Source organism: Lewinellaceae bacterium, from assembly GCA_020636105.1.
GTDB lineage: Bacteria > Bacteroidota > Bacteroidia > Chitinophagales > Saprospiraceae > BCD1.
On the sequence record JACJYL010000002.1, the window covers coordinates 1,005,228 to 1,021,981 of the forward strand.

Consider the following 16,754-nt stretch of genomic DNA (forward strand, 5'->3'; position numbering starts at 1 on the left):
ACAAAGATGTTGTTATGAAAAATTTACATGTTAACCTCGCCTCTATCAAAAAAAAAGCTGTCTTCCTGATCCTAATAATTGAATTATTATCCCTTCTTACCCTAACCGCACAAGATGAGACAGCATTGGCCATCAATGCTCCCAGGCCCCTGGTATTAACTACCCAGATAGAGAACCTTAGTACCAGGATAGAGAACCTTTGCAGGGTTCCGGTCTCTGATGGTCTGATGATGCAGCCGCTGCAGGGTGCCCAAAAAGTATTTGATGCAAAAGTCATCAACAACCCGGGATCTATCTATGACCCCGTCAGGATCGAAATTGAATTAAAGGAAAGCAGGTTTGTCGATGTCCGGGTCTTTGATATGCAGGGGAAAGAGATTTTAAAAAAGAGACTCGGTTACTTGATACCGGGAAAGCAACGGTATGAACTGAATTCAGAAGGATTAAATACAGTTGGTAACTATATCCTGATACTCTTTGCTGAAGATCAGACTTCAACGATGATTTTTGTGAGAATGTAAGCTGGTTGCTCGGTACTTGTTGCTCGTTGCTGGTTACTTGTTGTCTTGTCACAAATTAGCTTGACCTGATTATTCCAGCCACTCTGGATGATCGGTGATGATGCCATCCACACCAAGAGATAGTAAGCTATCAATCGTATTTTTATCATTGACCGTCCACACATTTATTTTTTTGCCCAACGCATGAATTTTGGCTATCACATTTCTATTGGCAAAACGATAATAAATGCTGTATTCATCCACAAACGGGTAATCTTCAAACTTAAAAAGTTCTGTCCCGTTTTCGATCATAATGGGAGTAAAGCGCAGTTGGGCATAAAAGAGTTTGTGGAGCCGAATCCCTGGATCTTTTTCGTGAATGCTTTTGATCACTTCCGAACTAAAAGAATGAATGATACACCAATCCCGGGCGTTGAATTGGTCAATGGTGTGAAGAACGTTTTCTTCTATGCCCGGGTAGTAATCATTTCCTTCCTTGATCTCGATGAGCAAAGTGGCCCGCCCATTGATCTCTTCCATCACTTCTTCCAGGGTGGGGACTTTTTCATCGGCAAATTCAGGAGCAAACCACTTCCCGGCACTCAACATGCGGATTTCCCTAAGGGTATGATCCTTAATGTTTCCCTTCCCGTTTGTGGTTCGGTCAAGCGTATTATCATGCATGACGATCACTTGTCCGTCTTTGGTTTGCTGTACATCAATTTCGATCCTGTCTGCATTATGTTGCAATCCTTTTTTTACGGCGGCGAGCGTATTTTCGGGGGCGAGTCCTGCCGCTCCGCGATGGGCCACTTTGGTGTAAGTCATTTCGGTAGTTGTTGTTGTGTTATTGAAAAACATAACAGGGGAACAGGTCGATATAATTGAGATCAGGAAAAATAGCATGATCCCCGAAAAATATTTCAAAATTTTTTTAATGATTTTCATGGACGCGTTGCTGGTTGCTCGGTGTAATGCCTTTTATTTATTGACAAAAAAACTTACTCATTTGGGACGGATACCACCCTTTAGGGGGCAGGAGGGCAATGAGTAAGTTTTTTTATTTTTATTTAAAATGAATAATTTACATTAAAACTAACATTTATTCCGGGTTCATCAGCAAAGTACCTGAATCGATTTAAATAATCGCGGTAAGATTGATTGAGCAGGTTTTCTGCCTTAACCGATACCTTCATCATGGAGTCCTTTATTTTGAAATGCGTTCCCAATGAAGCTCCCAGTAAAAAGTAGGCTTCCGGAGCAGGCATAAAGTCCTGTTCAGGTAAAATATTGTTTTGCTTGAAAATATATCTTCCATTCAGAGAAATTTGCGCGTTTTTGAAGAACTTCCCGTCTTTCAACGAAAAGGTGGCCTGGGAGAACAGGTTGTCGGAAGGCATATTGATCAAAAACAGGTCATTCGTGCGATCCTTACCTCGGACGATAGCATATCGCAACAATAAATCCAACGATTCCACAGGAGCGTATTTCAGCATCACATCAGCCCCGTAAATGGTTGCATCCGTTTGTTTGTAAACGAATACCGGGAAAGCGCCCCGGATGGTCAGCCTGTAATCACTCTGGGGCTGCAGATAGATGTAATCCCTGATGAGTTGATAATATCCCAGCACCTGGAAGAACAATTTCTCCCGGATCTCGAGGTCATTGGACCAAACGAATTTCAAAGAATTTTCAGGTTTCAGGGTCCGGGTGCCTTCTTCAATACCGCTCACCCCCTGGTGCAATCCAAAGCTGTACAATTCATTGACTTCAGGCGCGCGAAGCATATACCCCACGTTCAGGTTTGTTTTAAAATGCGGGGAGAGTTTTGCCCTCACTCCCCCGGAAAAGGAATAATTATGAAAAACATGATCAAATCGTTCAATGATGTGGGGCAAGGTCTGGGTGATGGTCACGACATAAAGTTGTTTCAGGTCATACCTGGCGCCCAATTCATAAAGCAACCGGTCCTTGTCGTGCTGAGCAATGAAAAAAGCCGAGGAATGAAAGGAACGATAATCGGGAATCAGCGGTAAAATCCCTGTTTCTGAATTGTTGGTATTGTCGGTGAAATTGAATTGAAGCCCCGTTTTGATAAAAAAATGACGGGCCAGTGAAGCATCAAATTCGCCCTCTGCAAAGTGAGTCTGCTGGTCGAGGCTCAGAGCAGGAATGTCACTTCGTTCATTTCTCCGGACATCAAATTCCTTGCGTTGATTGAGTTGGCCGCCGTATTTAAATTTTAACACCCTGGCGTCATCAATGATGTATTTAGCCTCCAGTTTGAGCAGGTGATGACCCACCTTTTGGCGCGGAGCTTCAATGGCATAGGAAAAAGCATCCTTGGTGTAAAAGGGTACTTCTCGCACCAGCGCCTCTTCGAGATCCGTCAGATTGCCCACATGGGATCCACGCAAAATACCGATCTCTGTATTAAAAAGACTGTAATAAAGTTCAGTGGACCATTTAGTGCCGAATCTCTTTTCCACCTGCAGAGCCAGGTTGGCCTCGCTTTTGCCTGTATTGGTCAGAAAGTAATCAGGTGTTTTTAAATCCCCGATCTTTTTAAAGGTCCCCGTCAATCGCCAGGCTGCCCAACGTTCATTTTTCTCCACCACGGCATTCAGGGTATTTCCCAGGCCATTAGACTGAAAAACGTAATTGGCTTCCCCGTGAAGATGCGGATCTTTTTTGATCGCGTCGGTTTCCACCAAAACCACACTGCCTAGTGAGGTGCCGCTGTAGGCCAGAGCACTCGCTCCTTTGACGATAGAAAGGTGATCTGCCACAAAAGGGTCAATTTCAGGAGCGTGATCATTGCCCCATTGCTGTCCGGCCTGAACGATACCATTGTTGAGGATGGAGATCCTGTTGCCATACAATCCATGGATGATGGGCTTGGATATTCCGGATCCGCTGCGAAGGACACTTACCCCGGCCACCTGTTCGAGAATATCTGACAGGTTCTTATTGCTCTCAGAAGAAATATTTTCACGATTGACCGTGTTGCTCTGTTGGGAGGAATTATCTTCCCTGCTGGCATGCACCACCACTTCGTCGAGCAACTCAGAATGATGGTTCATTAAAATTTCCAGGGAGGTATCCCTCATTATCCTGTAAAAGGCCTGATCGGGATCACAGCCTATATGACTCAATTTAAAATGATAATCGCCCGGGCATAAATTTCCAATGGCAAAATACCCGGTTGAATCTGAAACAGCACCAGTCTCAGTTTCTTCGATAAAAATACTTACAAACTCAAGAGGGATGCCGGTTCCCCTGTCTTTTACGTGACCGGAAACCGTGAGATTACAATTTTGAGCTGACGATAAGAAAGGCAGGAAGATTAACCCCCATTTTAAAATTCGGATTTTCATATTTATGATTTTTACCCGAAAGCAAGCAGGAACAAAACTGGGATTTCGACCATTTATTTCCGACAAAAAGGGCCCGACAGTTTATCAGAACCAGATGTCTTTGACGTATTATCCTTTTCATCCCTGCTTACTTCTAAGGCACAGGAGTTTTTTAATTGCTGATTTCAACGTCAAAGATAACTTCAATATCGGTTTCCCCACCGGCGTTTGTGATATCTCCATCTGCAACTCCTGCGGCGGATTTATCAGGCTGGTGTCTCAGGATAACGGACAACTGCCCAAGGGACGCATTGCCGGTGGTTACGGTCGTTTCCAACCCTACCGGGTGGCCCTCACTATCCGTGTCAGTATAATCCACTCCTACGTCCAAACCGCCTAAAGCCTGAAAGAAAAACTGGTGTGCTTCATCCTCTCCTTTGATTTCGGCACCGACATCTCCGGCTGGAGACTCCGTTTCATTCAACAAAGAAAGTGTACCGGTATAGACCGTATTCGAGGAAAGGGTGCCGCCGGTGATCACAGGATCATTGCCTCCGTCACCATCAAGATCTTTAAAGGTAAGCACCACAACATCCCCTGCGTTCACTGGCGTAAGGGTATAAGTAAGGGTGGTAATGATCTCTTCCTCATTGGGAATTACAGGATCTTTTTTTTCACAAGCGCTGAATAGGGCGGAAGCTACGATTCCCGCCATGAGAATATATTTATAATTCGTCTGCATTATTATTAGGTTAAAAGTTAACAGAAAAACATACATAACACAGGCGGTATGGCTGTGGAATGTATTCAATGATTTTTAAAACCCAGGCTCAGGACCTGGAAAAGTCAGACGATTGAAGGGGGGCCTCTTAAGGAAATGCAAGGAAATGAAGCAGGGCGTTTAAACTGATCTTCATTGAAAAAAGTATCTGGAAAATTAATGCATAGATCTTCCCGAAAAACCAATGGTTCAGGCAGATAATGTGGCGAAACTATAGCCTTGAACAGGTCTTTTTTATGCTTAGGAGGATGGAGGTGTTCCTTATGATCACAGCCGGCTATAATATCATTGTGGAAGACCCGCCTGTGACAGGAATCTTTTTCCAGTTCAGGCGTACAAATTTCGTTTGGGTGAGCCGGTTGGGGTAATATTTCCTCCAGGTTGTGAAGGACAAAAAAAGCAAAATACACTCCTAGCATTGCCAGGGCGGCAAGGCTTTTCCATAGAGGAAGAAAATGTATTTTGCTTTTCATTGGCCCGAAGGTACTTTTTTTTATTAACAACCAATATGTATCCTGGTTGTATAAATTAGCTCTGACGCTTATGATTTGATGAACTTTTTCGTTTGAACAAAACTTCCATTTTCATACATCTGCAAAAAATATATCCCCGGTGACAGGTGAGAAAGTTCCAGAGCATTAGCCACAGGGGTTACTCTGTTAACCACTGCTTTTCCTGCCAGGTCGGTAACCTGAAAAGTTTTATTCTCCAATCTTTCTGTCTTCACAAACAGTTCATTTTCCACCACGGTCGGAAAAATTTCCAGCGAGGCCATGGCTGTTTCAGGATTTGAAACCGCATTAATCACCGTGGGAGCAAAACGATAAACGATACCTTCTGCAGGCGGAGCAGAAAGAGATGGAGGAAGCTGGTCTAGCGGAAATTCAGTAATGGCCTGCATTTGAGGCTTGGCCGGATCGCCACTCAGCACCAGGGCCAATGCAAAACTTTCGGCATTCTCATCCAATCGGTTGAACAACCCGATTAGTGGACCTGTTGCGTCATCGAAAAGATAATCTAATGGGAGGGTAATAGTGGAGGGCCCTATGTGGATTTCAATGGCTCCGTCTTCCTCATAAAACCAATATTGGAAATTGACGAAATCATCCCCTATATCATCGTTATAAAAACCCACGTCCTTCCATTGTCCTTTAAAAATCCGATGACCTTCCTCCCCTTCTGCCAAATGGGAAATGGATGACAAAACATTGCCGGAAGCATCCACCCTGGAAATGAGGTCAACTAAATAGGGTACCACAAAATTCAAATCCCCGTTTGCATAAGCGAGTCCGTATAGGATCTCAGAAAAATCACCTCCCAAATTTAAACTGGTGAGGGGCTGATCGAATAACATGAATTCAAATCCCACAGGAATTTCAAACTGCTCCCCGTCAAAATCATCCCAGAATGAATTGGTGGTAATCTCAGGATCCACCAGGTCGGCATAGGATTGCTCCAAAACGGAAAATTCATAGGGCGGATCGCCCTGGGCGTCCGTCAAGGGAAGAAAAGCAACAAAAAAAAGGGTAAAAGTGGTCAAAATGATTTTCATAAAAATTTTTTACTAATTAAAAATGGTGATTGTCCGGACGAAAATAATCAGCAAAAAGGAATCGGCTGATGAAGTAGAATCAGGGCTATTTATTTTTGCGTGTGAAATAAATGATACACAAATTTCGGTAATAAATCAGTCAATATTTGTTATCGAAGGGTTAAAAAATATTTAATGCGCGAGACGCTCCAAAATAAGAGCCATATCTTTGATGGCTTTTTCATACCCAATCTCATAAGCTTCCTTGATCTGACGCTGGCTGAGCAGATTGACGGTATCCAGGTTTTCAATTTCCAGAACCACATCGCACAGGTGATATTTTTGCCGTACAGCCGCATACAACACTAGTGACATGGAGCGGGTTGAAATCTGGGTGGTTGTTTTCAGATCCTTTTTTCCAAGGGGTTTGATGGGGGAAACGTAACTCCCGATGATCTTATCACAAATATCCGTAAGCGGTTCTACGGGAAAGTTATTGAGAATTCCTCCATCGGCATGCAGTTTGTCGTTGATTTCAACAGGAGAGAAAATGGGCGGTAAGGAAGCCGAAGCCACCAATGGGAGCAAAAGTTCTCCTGAACTATGAATGACGGACTTACCTTCCTCCAGGTCGGTCGTAGAGATGAAAAGTTTCTTTTTAAGGGCCTCAAAGCTATTTTCAGGAATGTAATCTTTGTAATAATCCTGGTATTTAGAGGAATTGAAGATCCCTATCCCTCCGATATTGTAATACGAAAAATTAAACAGGGAATGTTCTTCATAAAATTTTAAAATATCCTGGGGAGACATCCCCGCAGCATAAAGGGTGCCGACCAGGGCGCCGGCACTGGCGCCGGAAATGGCACTGATCTCAATATCGTTTTCCTCCAATGCCTGGAGCAAACCAATATGCGCCATTCCCCTGACTCCTCCTCCTGAAAGAACCAATCCTATCTTCTTCATGTGGTTTTATTAGAATTAATTGAGTGTTATGTTAAAATCCATCTGCCCCAAAGGGCAATTCAGGATAATTTACGAAATTTTCAGGATTTCGCAAAGTACAACTCGGCATAACGGGCAATATATTTGCCAATGATGTCAAATTCCAAATTGACCGTGGTTCCTTTTTTAATATCCTGGAAATTGGTATGCTCAAAAGTAAACGGAATGATGGCCACAGTAAAAAGATCTTCATGTGGACTGACGACGGTAAGGCTGACGCCATTGACGCACACAGACCCTTTGTCTACAAGGATATGCTCCCGCCCGGGCAGATAACGAAACGTGTATTCCCAGCTTCCGTTTTGAGGAACAACTTCCACGCATTGAGCGGTCATATCCACGTGTCCCTGAACCATGTGCCCATCGAGTCTGCCGCCGGCTTTCATGGCCCTTTCGATATTGACATTCGTACCCACTTCCCAGAAGCCGAGATTGGTTCTGTCCAGGGTTTCTTTGATCGCAGTTACGGTATGGGTTCCTGATCCCAAAGCTACTACGGTCAGGCAGACACCGTCATGAGCAACGCTCTGATCCACTTTGAGTTCCGATGAAACCGAAGAGGCGATGGTGATGTGAATATTGGTGCCTTCGCGTTCTATTTTTTCGATCTTTCCCAGTGTTTCAATGATTCCTGTAAACATAAAATTGCTGTTTTTGAATGGAACCGCAAGGTACGAAGATTTTGAACGAAGATGGTTGAATGAAGATTGCTGATTATTCACAAAATCAACAATCTTCATTCCCCACCATCATTCCACGATCAATCGGCCGTTTTTCATGAATGCGTCGCCCTTGACCAGGAAAAAATAGGCTCCGGCCGGAAGATCCTTTAAACCGACGGTCCCGTTGCCATTTTCTATCACAGCTGATCTGACACGCTTGCCGGAAGCATCGAACATTTCAAAATTCACCGGCGTGTTAAAGACACTTTTTATATTCAGCACCCGGCTGTCGCTTACCGGGTTGGGATAGACCATAATCTGTTCGGGCAGGGCATTGAGCACGATGCTCCTGATCGGCGACCAGGCAAAGCGACCATCTACATCCACCATTTTGAGCCTGTAGTAGGTGGTACCCTTGAATGGATCAGGGTCTTCCATTGAATATATTGCCCCTTCATTTGGGTTGCCCAGGGCCATTACGGTAGTCATGTATTGAAACTGCTGCCCGTCGCGGCTTCGTTCTACTTCAAAATGAGTGGTATTAATCTCGCTGGCGGTCTGCCAATTTAACAAAGCCGACTTTTCATCTTTTTTGGTAACGGTGAACCCGATCAGTTCCACGGGCAAAACAGCCGAAGCCTTATTGATCGCCAACTGGCCGAAGCTGCTGATGCTGTTGTCCTGTCCAAAAATCAGGCTGGTGGAAGTTGCGGCATCTGCATAGTCCAGTTCACTGCTCCAGGTATTGCCATGAGCGGTGGAAGCTCTTTTGTGTAATTTGTATTCACTGCCGCTGTTGGCTGTTGTAATACCGGAAAGTCCGTCAAATTTCAAACTTGTCAATGCGGAAAAAGTGGTATTGGTCCCGTAATTATTGACAATCCAGTATCGCTTTTCCGGGGTCGGTTGAATTCCCGGAGTTTGATCAGGAACTACTTCGAGCTTGCTGACTACAAGTTCCCCATTGGGATAAATTCCTGAAGGGGGGAATTCCAGGGTCAGGTCCGTGTTGGGAAATACTTTTACCCCCCCATTGGTAACGCTCATACGGTAGCTGCGTCCTCCGCCCACGGGTGCTGTGGAAAGGGTGCGGACCGCTCCGCTGGCCAGGGTAGCATGTAAATTTCCTGCCCGATCCGTAACAATGCCTGAGGCCCGGTTGAACTGGTAATAATGAATCAGGCTGGCATCGGCTGAAGGCACCTTGGTCAGGTGCATCAGCTCCCGGATTTCATCCTGGCTCAGCGCCCTGTCGTAAATGCATACTTCATCCATATCCCCGTTAAAGTTTCTTCCGCCCCAGCCTTTGTAACTGCCGAGCTTCATGGTGCCGAAATCGACTACCCCTGCCGAAAAATTATGGGTGGCCCCCACCCCGTTGACATAAAGGGTGATTCCTGATGGTGTAGCGACCAAAGCCACATATGACCATTCATTGTCAGGAACAACCAACCCGGAATTCCACCACCATGCACCGTTGGGCCAGTGGTAGGCCAGTTTTCCTTCGCGGAAGTTCATGCCGGCGGTCGTGCCGTCATTCATCACGATTCCCGAGTAATCGGGCTGGATGCCGTTGGGTTTGACCCAGGCGGTAAACGTTATCGTATTGGTCGTCAAATTCATATTGGGCACGTTGGCATAATCGCCATCGTTGGAACACTGCATTGCATTCCCGGGCACTTTGTCTGCATCACACTCTGCGGTGATGGTCACCATATTGGTCACCGTTTTCGCATCGGAACCGCCCCCTGCATTGGTCACCGTCATGGTCACCGTAAAGGAGCCCACCGCCCCAAAGACGACCTTTGGATTGCGAACGGTAGTAGAACTCACCCACAAAGGGGCCGGTGAAAAAGACCAGGTCCAGCTGGCTCCGGCCCTGCGTATAGAATAATCTTCAAAATAAAAGGTATCTCTTGTGCAAAAACCTTCCGCCTTATCCACCATGGGTTGCGCCACCAGGGAAGAAGGTTCGTAGAAATCACTTTCCCAAAGGCCTTTGTTTTCGGTAGCCAGGCGTATCTTTTCGTCGCGATAAAAGGGCAAAAAGCCTTCATAATTGATCTTGGCCGGCAATCCGTCAGAATACAATTTCCAGCCGGAGATGTTGTTGCGATAATAAACTTTTTTGGTGGTTACCAGGTAAAGACCACCATTGGTGCCGTCCTGCACATGGATAGCTTTGGGCCATTCCCCATTAAAAATAGAGTTTGAAATATTGGCCCATGAACTGCCTCCGTTGGTGGAACGGAACACTTTATTGGCGTTTGAATACCCGTTATCCAGGGCGAGATATATTTCATTCTCATCTTCGGCGCTGACGGAAATATACATTTCAGTGGTGGTTGACGGAAGGGTCAGCTCTGTCCAGTTGGTTCCCCCATTGAGGGTCTTCCATACTTTCCCTCCGCCCGAAATACGCTGAACCGCATAAATCACATCGGGGTTGTTCCTGGAAATTTCGATCCCGAGCACCTTATCGGAATCGGAGGTACCAAAGGAGCCTATCACATTGAAAGAGCTTCCCCCATCCACGCTTTTCCATACTTTATTGCCATTACCGAGATACAATATGTTCCAGGAACGCGGATCCGTGACGATCTCACTTTTTGTGTTGGGCACATAACTTTCGTTGGGAAACAAACTATAATTCGTAATGTCAGAAACTCCGCCGGTTATAGTGGCAGGCAACAATTTCCCGCTGATGTCACTATGGTAAACCTTTCTGTTTTCTCCCTGGCTGACATAACCGGAAGCCGCCTCCCCTCCACCCAGAGCAAGAAACTGACCTGCAGGATATCCCTCGTAATGTGCCCCGTTGCCGTTGTGATAACGGCCGCCCGTCACGACATCTTCATTCCACCCCTGGCCCAGCCCCCAATAAGCAGAACCGTTGATGCCTTTGGTGCGGGAGGATATAAAATTCAGGTTACTATCGTAATAATCTATGCCTCCATCGGACGTCACCCAGACATCGGCGCCGTTGATCTCAATTTCCTGGATATCCGGATGGCGATAACCCGATCCACAACTTTGGCACTGGTATCCGCCCCAGGCAGTGTAGCTTACCCCGCCGTCATCAGATTTGAATAAGTTGAGCGAACCTACGAGAAATTTATCAGGATCGGTATCGGAGACATCAATGGCGAGGTCGTAAAAACCCTGGTTGTATCCCGTTGTGGTCAACCCAAAATGGGTAAAACACCAGTGGTCATCACTATAGGGACCGCCCGGCTCATTATCCGGGTTGCCGTCGCCATTGCCATCGTAAGGAGTGTGCCAGCTCTCCCCTGCGTCATCGCTTCTGTAAATGCCGATGTAATTGTTATCATCCACCGCATCATTCTCTTCTCCGATAAGGATCACGTAGATCCGGTTGGGATCGGCATTCGTCACGCCAATGCGGGCACCTCCCGTTGAAGCGGCCACTCCGCCGATCGGGTTGAACCACCCTGTGGTTTTGGCGAAAAAAGTTTGCCCATTATCCGTTGATTTCCAAATCTCGGTGCGCACCATGGCCGGATTCGTTTTGGCCACGAAGACTGTATTCGGATCATCGGTTTTCAACTCAATATCCCAGCATTTGTCTGACAAAATGGTCACCCAGCTCAGGCCACCGTCGATGCTGCGTTTCAGTCCTTTTTCTCCTGCCGTCAATACGACATTGGAATTGGAGGGATTGATGGAAATATCGGTTATTTTTAAATTGGTGATATCGTCTAGTATGGTCCATGAGCTACCACCGTTGACGGTTTTATACAACCGGTTTCCCTGGGCCATAAAAACAATATTTTCATTATTGGGATCCACCTCAATGGCCCCGATGCCTCCAAGATCCATCTCTTCGGAGATGGCCGTCCAGTTTACGCCTTTGTCGATGGTTTTAAAGAGTCCACCACCTTCTGACCCGGCGTACATGACATTCGGGTTGGAAGTTGCCTGGTCAATGGCATATACATTTACCTGTGAAGATTTATAAGTGATTCCATCGGTGGCGAAAGTCTCAAATGGGCCAATGGCTGACCAGTTGCCCAAACGGGATTCGAGGCCCTGCCTTTCCAGGATGGCTTCGTATTTTTCCTTAAAAAAGGCCTCCTGCGCCTGAATTTCCTCGGCATTGGGAATATAAATCGTTCCGTCGGCTGCATAATAATGTTCCCCGGATACGATCCTGTTAAAATACCGGTAATTTTGGGTATGAGTATTTTTGACAAAATCATGGCTGGCATAATAAATATTGTAAGCCTCGATAATGTCAAAATAATTCGGTGATTCGCTGTACATCAGTTTCACCCATTCCGGGCTGGCATCATTGATAAGGGGAATGGTTTTAAATAATTCAGGATACTTTGGTTGAGGAAGATAACTTTCCGACCTTTGCGTAAGTAGCTGCTCCACAACAGTAGTCTGGGCGTAAAAAGATCCTGGCCCAACGATAAAAATGCAAAATGCCACAAGGCTAATATGCCTAAGTAAACCCATGAGAATTTAAATTTTTGTTTCGATAAGAATAACATTGGTAAGCGGGGGATTTTTAAAAATTGGTGATCATTCCGGGAACGATAATTGGGATGGAGCTCAAAATTTCTCTACCGTACACTTTTTTGTGTCACGCTGATTTTCGCTGATCATTTTGGGTTATTTTGCCTTATTTTCAGCGCTTATCTGCGTTTATCTGCGAGAACCAAACATAAATTTTCGGGACTTTCCCAAAAAGTGTACGGTAGAGAACTCAAAATTAACCAATACCGGAAATAATTCATCGCCAAATAAAAAAATGGTTGAAAAATGACAAAAAATTTAATATTCCAGGTCGATGCTTTCACCGGCCAATTATTTAAAGGTAATCCTGCTGCGGTGGTTCCTCTTGAATCCTGGCTGCCAGATGAGGTGATGCAATCGATAGCCGCTGAGAACAATTTATCCGAAACGGCTTTTTTTGTAAAAAACGGCAGCACCTTTGGGCTTCGATGGTTTACCCCAACGATAGAAGTGGATTTTTGCGGACACGCCACCCTGGCTACCTCTCATATTTTATTTACCGAATGGGGGGGTACAGAAGCGACCCTCGAATTCAATACCAGGATAGGTAAACTAAAGGTTTCCCAGGCAGGCAAAAACACCTATCTGATGGATTTTCCAGCGGACGAACTATCTCTGATGAAGGCCTCTCCCGAACTCGAAAAAGCGATTGGCATTCCCGCACTCGAAGCATTCAGTGGCAGGGAAGACATCATTTATGTTGTAGCCTCGCAGGAGTTGGTCGAACAGGTTTCTCCGGATTTCCGGGCACTCGGCCTGGTCAGTGGCCGCGGGGTGCTCGTGACGGCTGCAGGAAAAGACTGTGACTTTGTTTCCCGATGTTTTTTCCCAAACGCCGGGGTGGATGAGGATCCTGTGACAGGTTCTGCCCACACAACGCTGACCCCTTATTGGGCCAAAAAACTCAATAAATCAAAACTCACGGCAAGGCAAATTTCGAAACGGGGCGGATTCCTGGAATGTGAGTTGTCTGAAGATAAAAAAAAGGTACTGATCACCGGGATGGCGGTCACTTACCTGAAAGGGGAATATTATTTATAAACAGGGCTAAGCTGCATTTTCAGATTTTTTAAATAATAGCCTTCATCATTGATACATATCTTACCTTTAAATCAAATTCATTTGCGGGTATCATTGAATAGGTTTCGGTGTGCTGCACCTTCCTTTTAGGCGGGGCATTCAGTAACAAATATTTCGGTGCTCCGCACCTGTTTTTTAGGGTTAGGGTTGTTTCAGAGATACCATTTTTAGCTGATGCCAACTAACTTAAGGTACAGCGTACCGCAACCTGTTTTTTTGCCCGCTTGCTGATGGCTACTCCCTTGAAATGAAAAAACTAAAAGTACTCCCGTTATCCGAAGTCACCTCGATTTTCCCGTTGTGCATTTCTACAATTTTCTTACAAATGGCGAGTCCCGTGCCATTGCCTCCATATTTATCAGCAGGATGTAATTGCTGAAAAAGTTCGAAAATCCGGTCGTAGCTGTTATCGGGAATACCGATGCCGTTGTCTGATATTTCAAAGTACCAGCCCGCTTCCTGCTCCTTCCCTCGAATGAAAATAACGGGTGTTTCCCCATCCTTCCGAAACTTAATGGCATTGCCCAGCAGGTGGAAAAAAAGTTGTTTGAGCAGCTCTTTGGAACCTTCCATGGTTTCCGGAATCTCCTCAGCGGTAATCTGCGCCCCGGAGGATTCTATTTCATTACGCAGCCCGTATTTGACCACTTCGATTAGGTTAGCCACTTTAATGGGGTGGTATGTCACCTCGGAATGCATCACCCTGGAATAAGCCAGCAAGTCGCGCAGATAATCTTCCATTTTTTTGACACCATCAACAGCCAAACCGATATATTCTTTCAACTCATTATCCTCGCTGTCGGCCAATTGACGCTGGATGATTTTTACATAACCGTTGACAATGCGCAACGGAGCCTGCAGATCATGTGATACGGCATAGGCAAATCGTTTGAGCTCTTTTTTTATTTCGAGCAGTTCGGTATTCTCCAGGGCTTCATTTTTATCCATATTCCCAAAGGTACGTATTTTTCAAAATTCAAAAAAACCATTATCTAACCTATAAAATCAGGATATAAAAAAGCCCGAAACAGGACCTGTTCCGGGCTTTTTTATAAAATTTATTTTTTCGATCAATCTTCCAGGTATTTCACAGGAGAATTGGTATTGTAGAAAAAGAAAGAATAGAGGTCAGCCTGTTCTTCGATGACTTTTGCGATCGGTTTACCGGCACCGTGGCCCGCTTTGGTCTCAATGCGGATCAACACCGGGTTATCGCCGGCCTGAGCCTGTTGCAGTCTTGCCGCAAATTTAAAGGAGTGAGCCGGCACCACGCGGTCATCGTGATCTGCAGTGGTGATCATGGTAGCCGGGTATTCGACTCCGTCCTTCAGGTTTTGCAAAGGAGAATAGGACAGCAAATTGGCAAATTGTTCAGGGTCATCACTGGAGCCGTATTCCGGGATCCATCCTTTTCCTACAGTAAACAGGTGATACCTGAGCATATCCATCACCCCAACAGCCGGAAAGGCCACAGCAAAAAGATCAGGCCGCTGCGTCATGGCTGCCCCCACCAGTAATCCTCCATTGGAGCCTCCGGCGATCGCCAGTTTTTCTTTGGAAGTATAACCCTGGTCAATGAGGTATTCACCCGCAGCGATGAAATCATCGAATACATTTTGTTTGTTGAGCAGCATACCGGCCTTGTGCCATTCCTCGCCATACTCTCCCCCACCGCGTAAATTGGCCATGGCATACACCCCGCCGTTCTCTAGCAATACCATTCGCATTGCACTAAAAGATGGTGAAAGACTGATATTGAACCCTCCGTAGCCGTAAAGATAGGCAGGGTTCTGTCCATCCATTTTTAACCCTTTTTTATGGACGATGAACATGGATACATCGGTGCCGTCTTTGCTTTTGTAAAATACCTGCTTTTCAACATAGTCTTCCGGATTGAATTCCAGCTCGGCTTTGTAGAATTGTTCTGACTTTCCGGTAGCAATATCGTATTTGAAAATGGTATTTGGATAAGTAAATGAGGTAAAACTGTAAAATAGAATTTTATCGTCTTCCTTGCCTCCGAATCCGCCGGCACTTCCCAAACCAGGTAATTTAATTTCCTTCATGCCGCTGCCATCGTATTCATATTGGTAGAAAAAGTCAGTGGCATTTTTCAGGTAATTGGCAAATATCTTGCCCCCACCGGTATTGACGCCCTGCAGAAGGTTTTCACCTTCCGGAATGACCTCCACCCAGTTTTCTTTGGCAGGATTGGCAGGGTCCACAGCCACCAGTTTGTAGTTGGGCGCGTCAATGTCGGTCCTTACGAGGAATTTTCCATTGACATGATGCACGACAGAGCTTTTGTTGGAATATCCTTCAAACAAGGTCTTAAATTTTCCGTCATTTTCCAGGTCTTTGAACATTACCGCAAAACCGTCTGTTCCCGGCTGCTGGTAGAGAATGAAATATTTTTCGTCTTCCGTTACGCCGCCGAAATGGTAGTAATCAGGATTGTTACGGTCTTCAAAAACCAGTTTGTCTTTGGACTGATCAGTGCCCAGTTCGTGGTAATAAACAGAGTGGTACTGGTTGTTTCCGGAAAGTTCCATGCCTTTGGCAGGAGCGGGATAACGGCTGTAGAAGAAACCGTTTTTATACCAGGAAGCCCCGGAGAATTTAACCCAGTTGAGCACGTCGGGCATTTCTTTTTTGGTCTCGATTTCCATAACGTGAAGCGTACTCCAGTCGGAACCGCCTTCCGAACGGGAATAGGCGGCGTATTTGTCATCCGAAGAAAAACCTACGAGACTGATGGAAACCGTTCCATCTGCAGAAAGTGCATTGGGATCGATAAATACTTCTGGGGTGCCTTCCAGTCCTTTTTGGAAATAAATGACCGATTGGTTTTGCAACCCGTCATTTTTATTAAAAAAATAATACTCTCCGACTTTATAGGGGGAGCTCAGTCTAGGGTAATTAATAAGTTCCGTGAGGCGTTTTTCGATGGCCTTGCGGAAAGGAATTTGCTCCAGGTATCCCTGGGTCACGGCGTTTTCAGCGTCAACCCATTTCTTTACATTGGCGGCGGTATCGATTTCCAGCCAGCGAAAAGGATCTTTCACTTCTGTGCCATGGTAGTCGTCGGTCTGATCGACCATTGCTGTTTCTGGATAATTCACTTTGATAATTGTGTTTTGAATGGCTTCTGATTCCGGTTTTTGTTCGGCGCAACTATTCAGCAGGGCAACGAACAAGAATACGATTAATAAGTGTTTTTGCATGATGGTACTATTAAGCCTGGCGTCAGCCAGATGAGTAATTAAGTCGAGTAATGAAATAAGTCAATGAAGTGTAGAT

12 protein-coding genes are annotated in these 16,754 nt (G+C 45.5%); 2 read left to right on the top strand and 10 right to left on the bottom strand.

Annotation, left to right across the window (positions count from 1 at the left end):
* Positions 1 to 14: 14 nt before the first annotated feature.
* On the top strand, positions 15 to 521 hold the full coding sequence (locus H6571_21095) for a hypothetical protein (protein MCB9326251.1): 507 nt from the start codon (positions 15 to 17) through the stop codon (positions 519 to 521).
* 69 nt (positions 522 to 590) lie between these two features.
* Here the strand turns inward: H6571_21095 and H6571_21100 are convergent, their stop codons facing one another.
* The 8 genes from H6571_21100 to H6571_21135 form a co-directional block, all read right to left on the bottom strand.
* A complete protein-coding gene (locus tag H6571_21100; protein MCB9326252.1) occupies positions 591 to 1,328 on the bottom strand; it encodes a glycerophosphodiester phosphodiesterase in 738 nt (245 codons plus the stop codon).
* Positions 1,329 to 1,570: 242 nt separating this feature from the next.
* Positions 1,571 to 3,877, bottom strand: coding sequence for a TonB-dependent receptor (locus tag H6571_21105; protein ID MCB9326253.1), 2,307 nt, complete (start codon positions 3,875 to 3,877; stop codon positions 1,571 to 1,573).
* A 151-nt stretch (positions 3,878 to 4,028) separates the two neighbouring features.
* Positions 4,029 to 4,598, bottom strand: a complete 570-nt coding sequence (locus tag H6571_21110; protein MCB9326254.1) for a type 1 periplasmic binding fold superfamily protein — start codon at positions 4,596 to 4,598, stop codon at positions 4,029 to 4,031.
* Positions 4,599 to 4,702: 104 nt separating this feature from the next.
* Positions 4,703 to 5,110: a hypothetical protein gene (locus H6571_21115; protein MCB9326255.1), complete on the bottom strand. Its 408-nt coding sequence runs from the start codon at positions 5,108 to 5,110 to the stop codon at positions 4,703 to 4,705.
* Positions 5,111 to 5,178: 68 nt separating this feature from the next.
* On the bottom strand, positions 5,179 to 6,189 hold the full coding sequence (locus H6571_21120; protein MCB9326256.1) for a T9SS type A sorting domain-containing protein: 1,011 nt from the start codon (positions 6,187 to 6,189) through the stop codon (positions 5,179 to 5,181).
* 171 nt (positions 6,190 to 6,360) lie between these two features.
* Positions 6,361 to 7,131 carry a patatin-like phospholipase family protein gene (locus H6571_21125; protein MCB9326257.1) on the bottom strand — a complete coding sequence of 257 codons (771 nt, stop codon included), beginning with the start codon at positions 7,129 to 7,131 and terminating at the stop codon, positions 6,361 to 6,363.
* Positions 7,132 to 7,211: 80 nt separating this feature from the next.
* Entirely contained in the window at positions 7,212 to 7,811 is a 600-nt protein-coding gene (locus H6571_21130; GenBank protein ID MCB9326258.1) for a riboflavin synthase, read from the bottom strand.
* 108 nt (positions 7,812 to 7,919) lie between these two features.
* Positions 7,920 to 12,314, bottom strand: coding sequence for a T9SS type A sorting domain-containing protein (locus tag H6571_21135; GenBank protein MCB9326259.1), 4,395 nt, complete (start codon positions 12,312 to 12,314; stop codon positions 7,920 to 7,922).
* Positions 12,315 to 12,620: 306 nt separating this feature from the next.
* Here H6571_21135 and H6571_21140 point away from each other — a divergent pair, with 306 nt between their 5' ends.
* Positions 12,621 to 13,415, top strand: a complete 795-nt coding sequence (locus H6571_21140; protein MCB9326260.1) for a PhzF family phenazine biosynthesis protein — start codon at positions 12,621 to 12,623, stop codon at positions 13,413 to 13,415.
* Between the two features lie 273 nt (positions 13,416 to 13,688).
* On the opposite strand, the gene H6571_21145 is transcribed toward H6571_21140, so the two are convergent.
* Positions 13,689 to 14,402, bottom strand: coding sequence for a hypothetical protein (locus tag H6571_21145; protein MCB9326261.1), 714 nt, complete (start codon positions 14,400 to 14,402; stop codon positions 13,689 to 13,691).
* A 122-nt stretch (positions 14,403 to 14,524) separates the two neighbouring features.
* A complete protein-coding gene (locus H6571_21150; GenBank protein MCB9326262.1) occupies positions 14,525 to 16,678 on the bottom strand; it encodes a S9 family peptidase in 2,154 nt (717 codons plus the stop codon).
* Positions 16,679 to 16,754 lie beyond the last annotated feature (76 nt).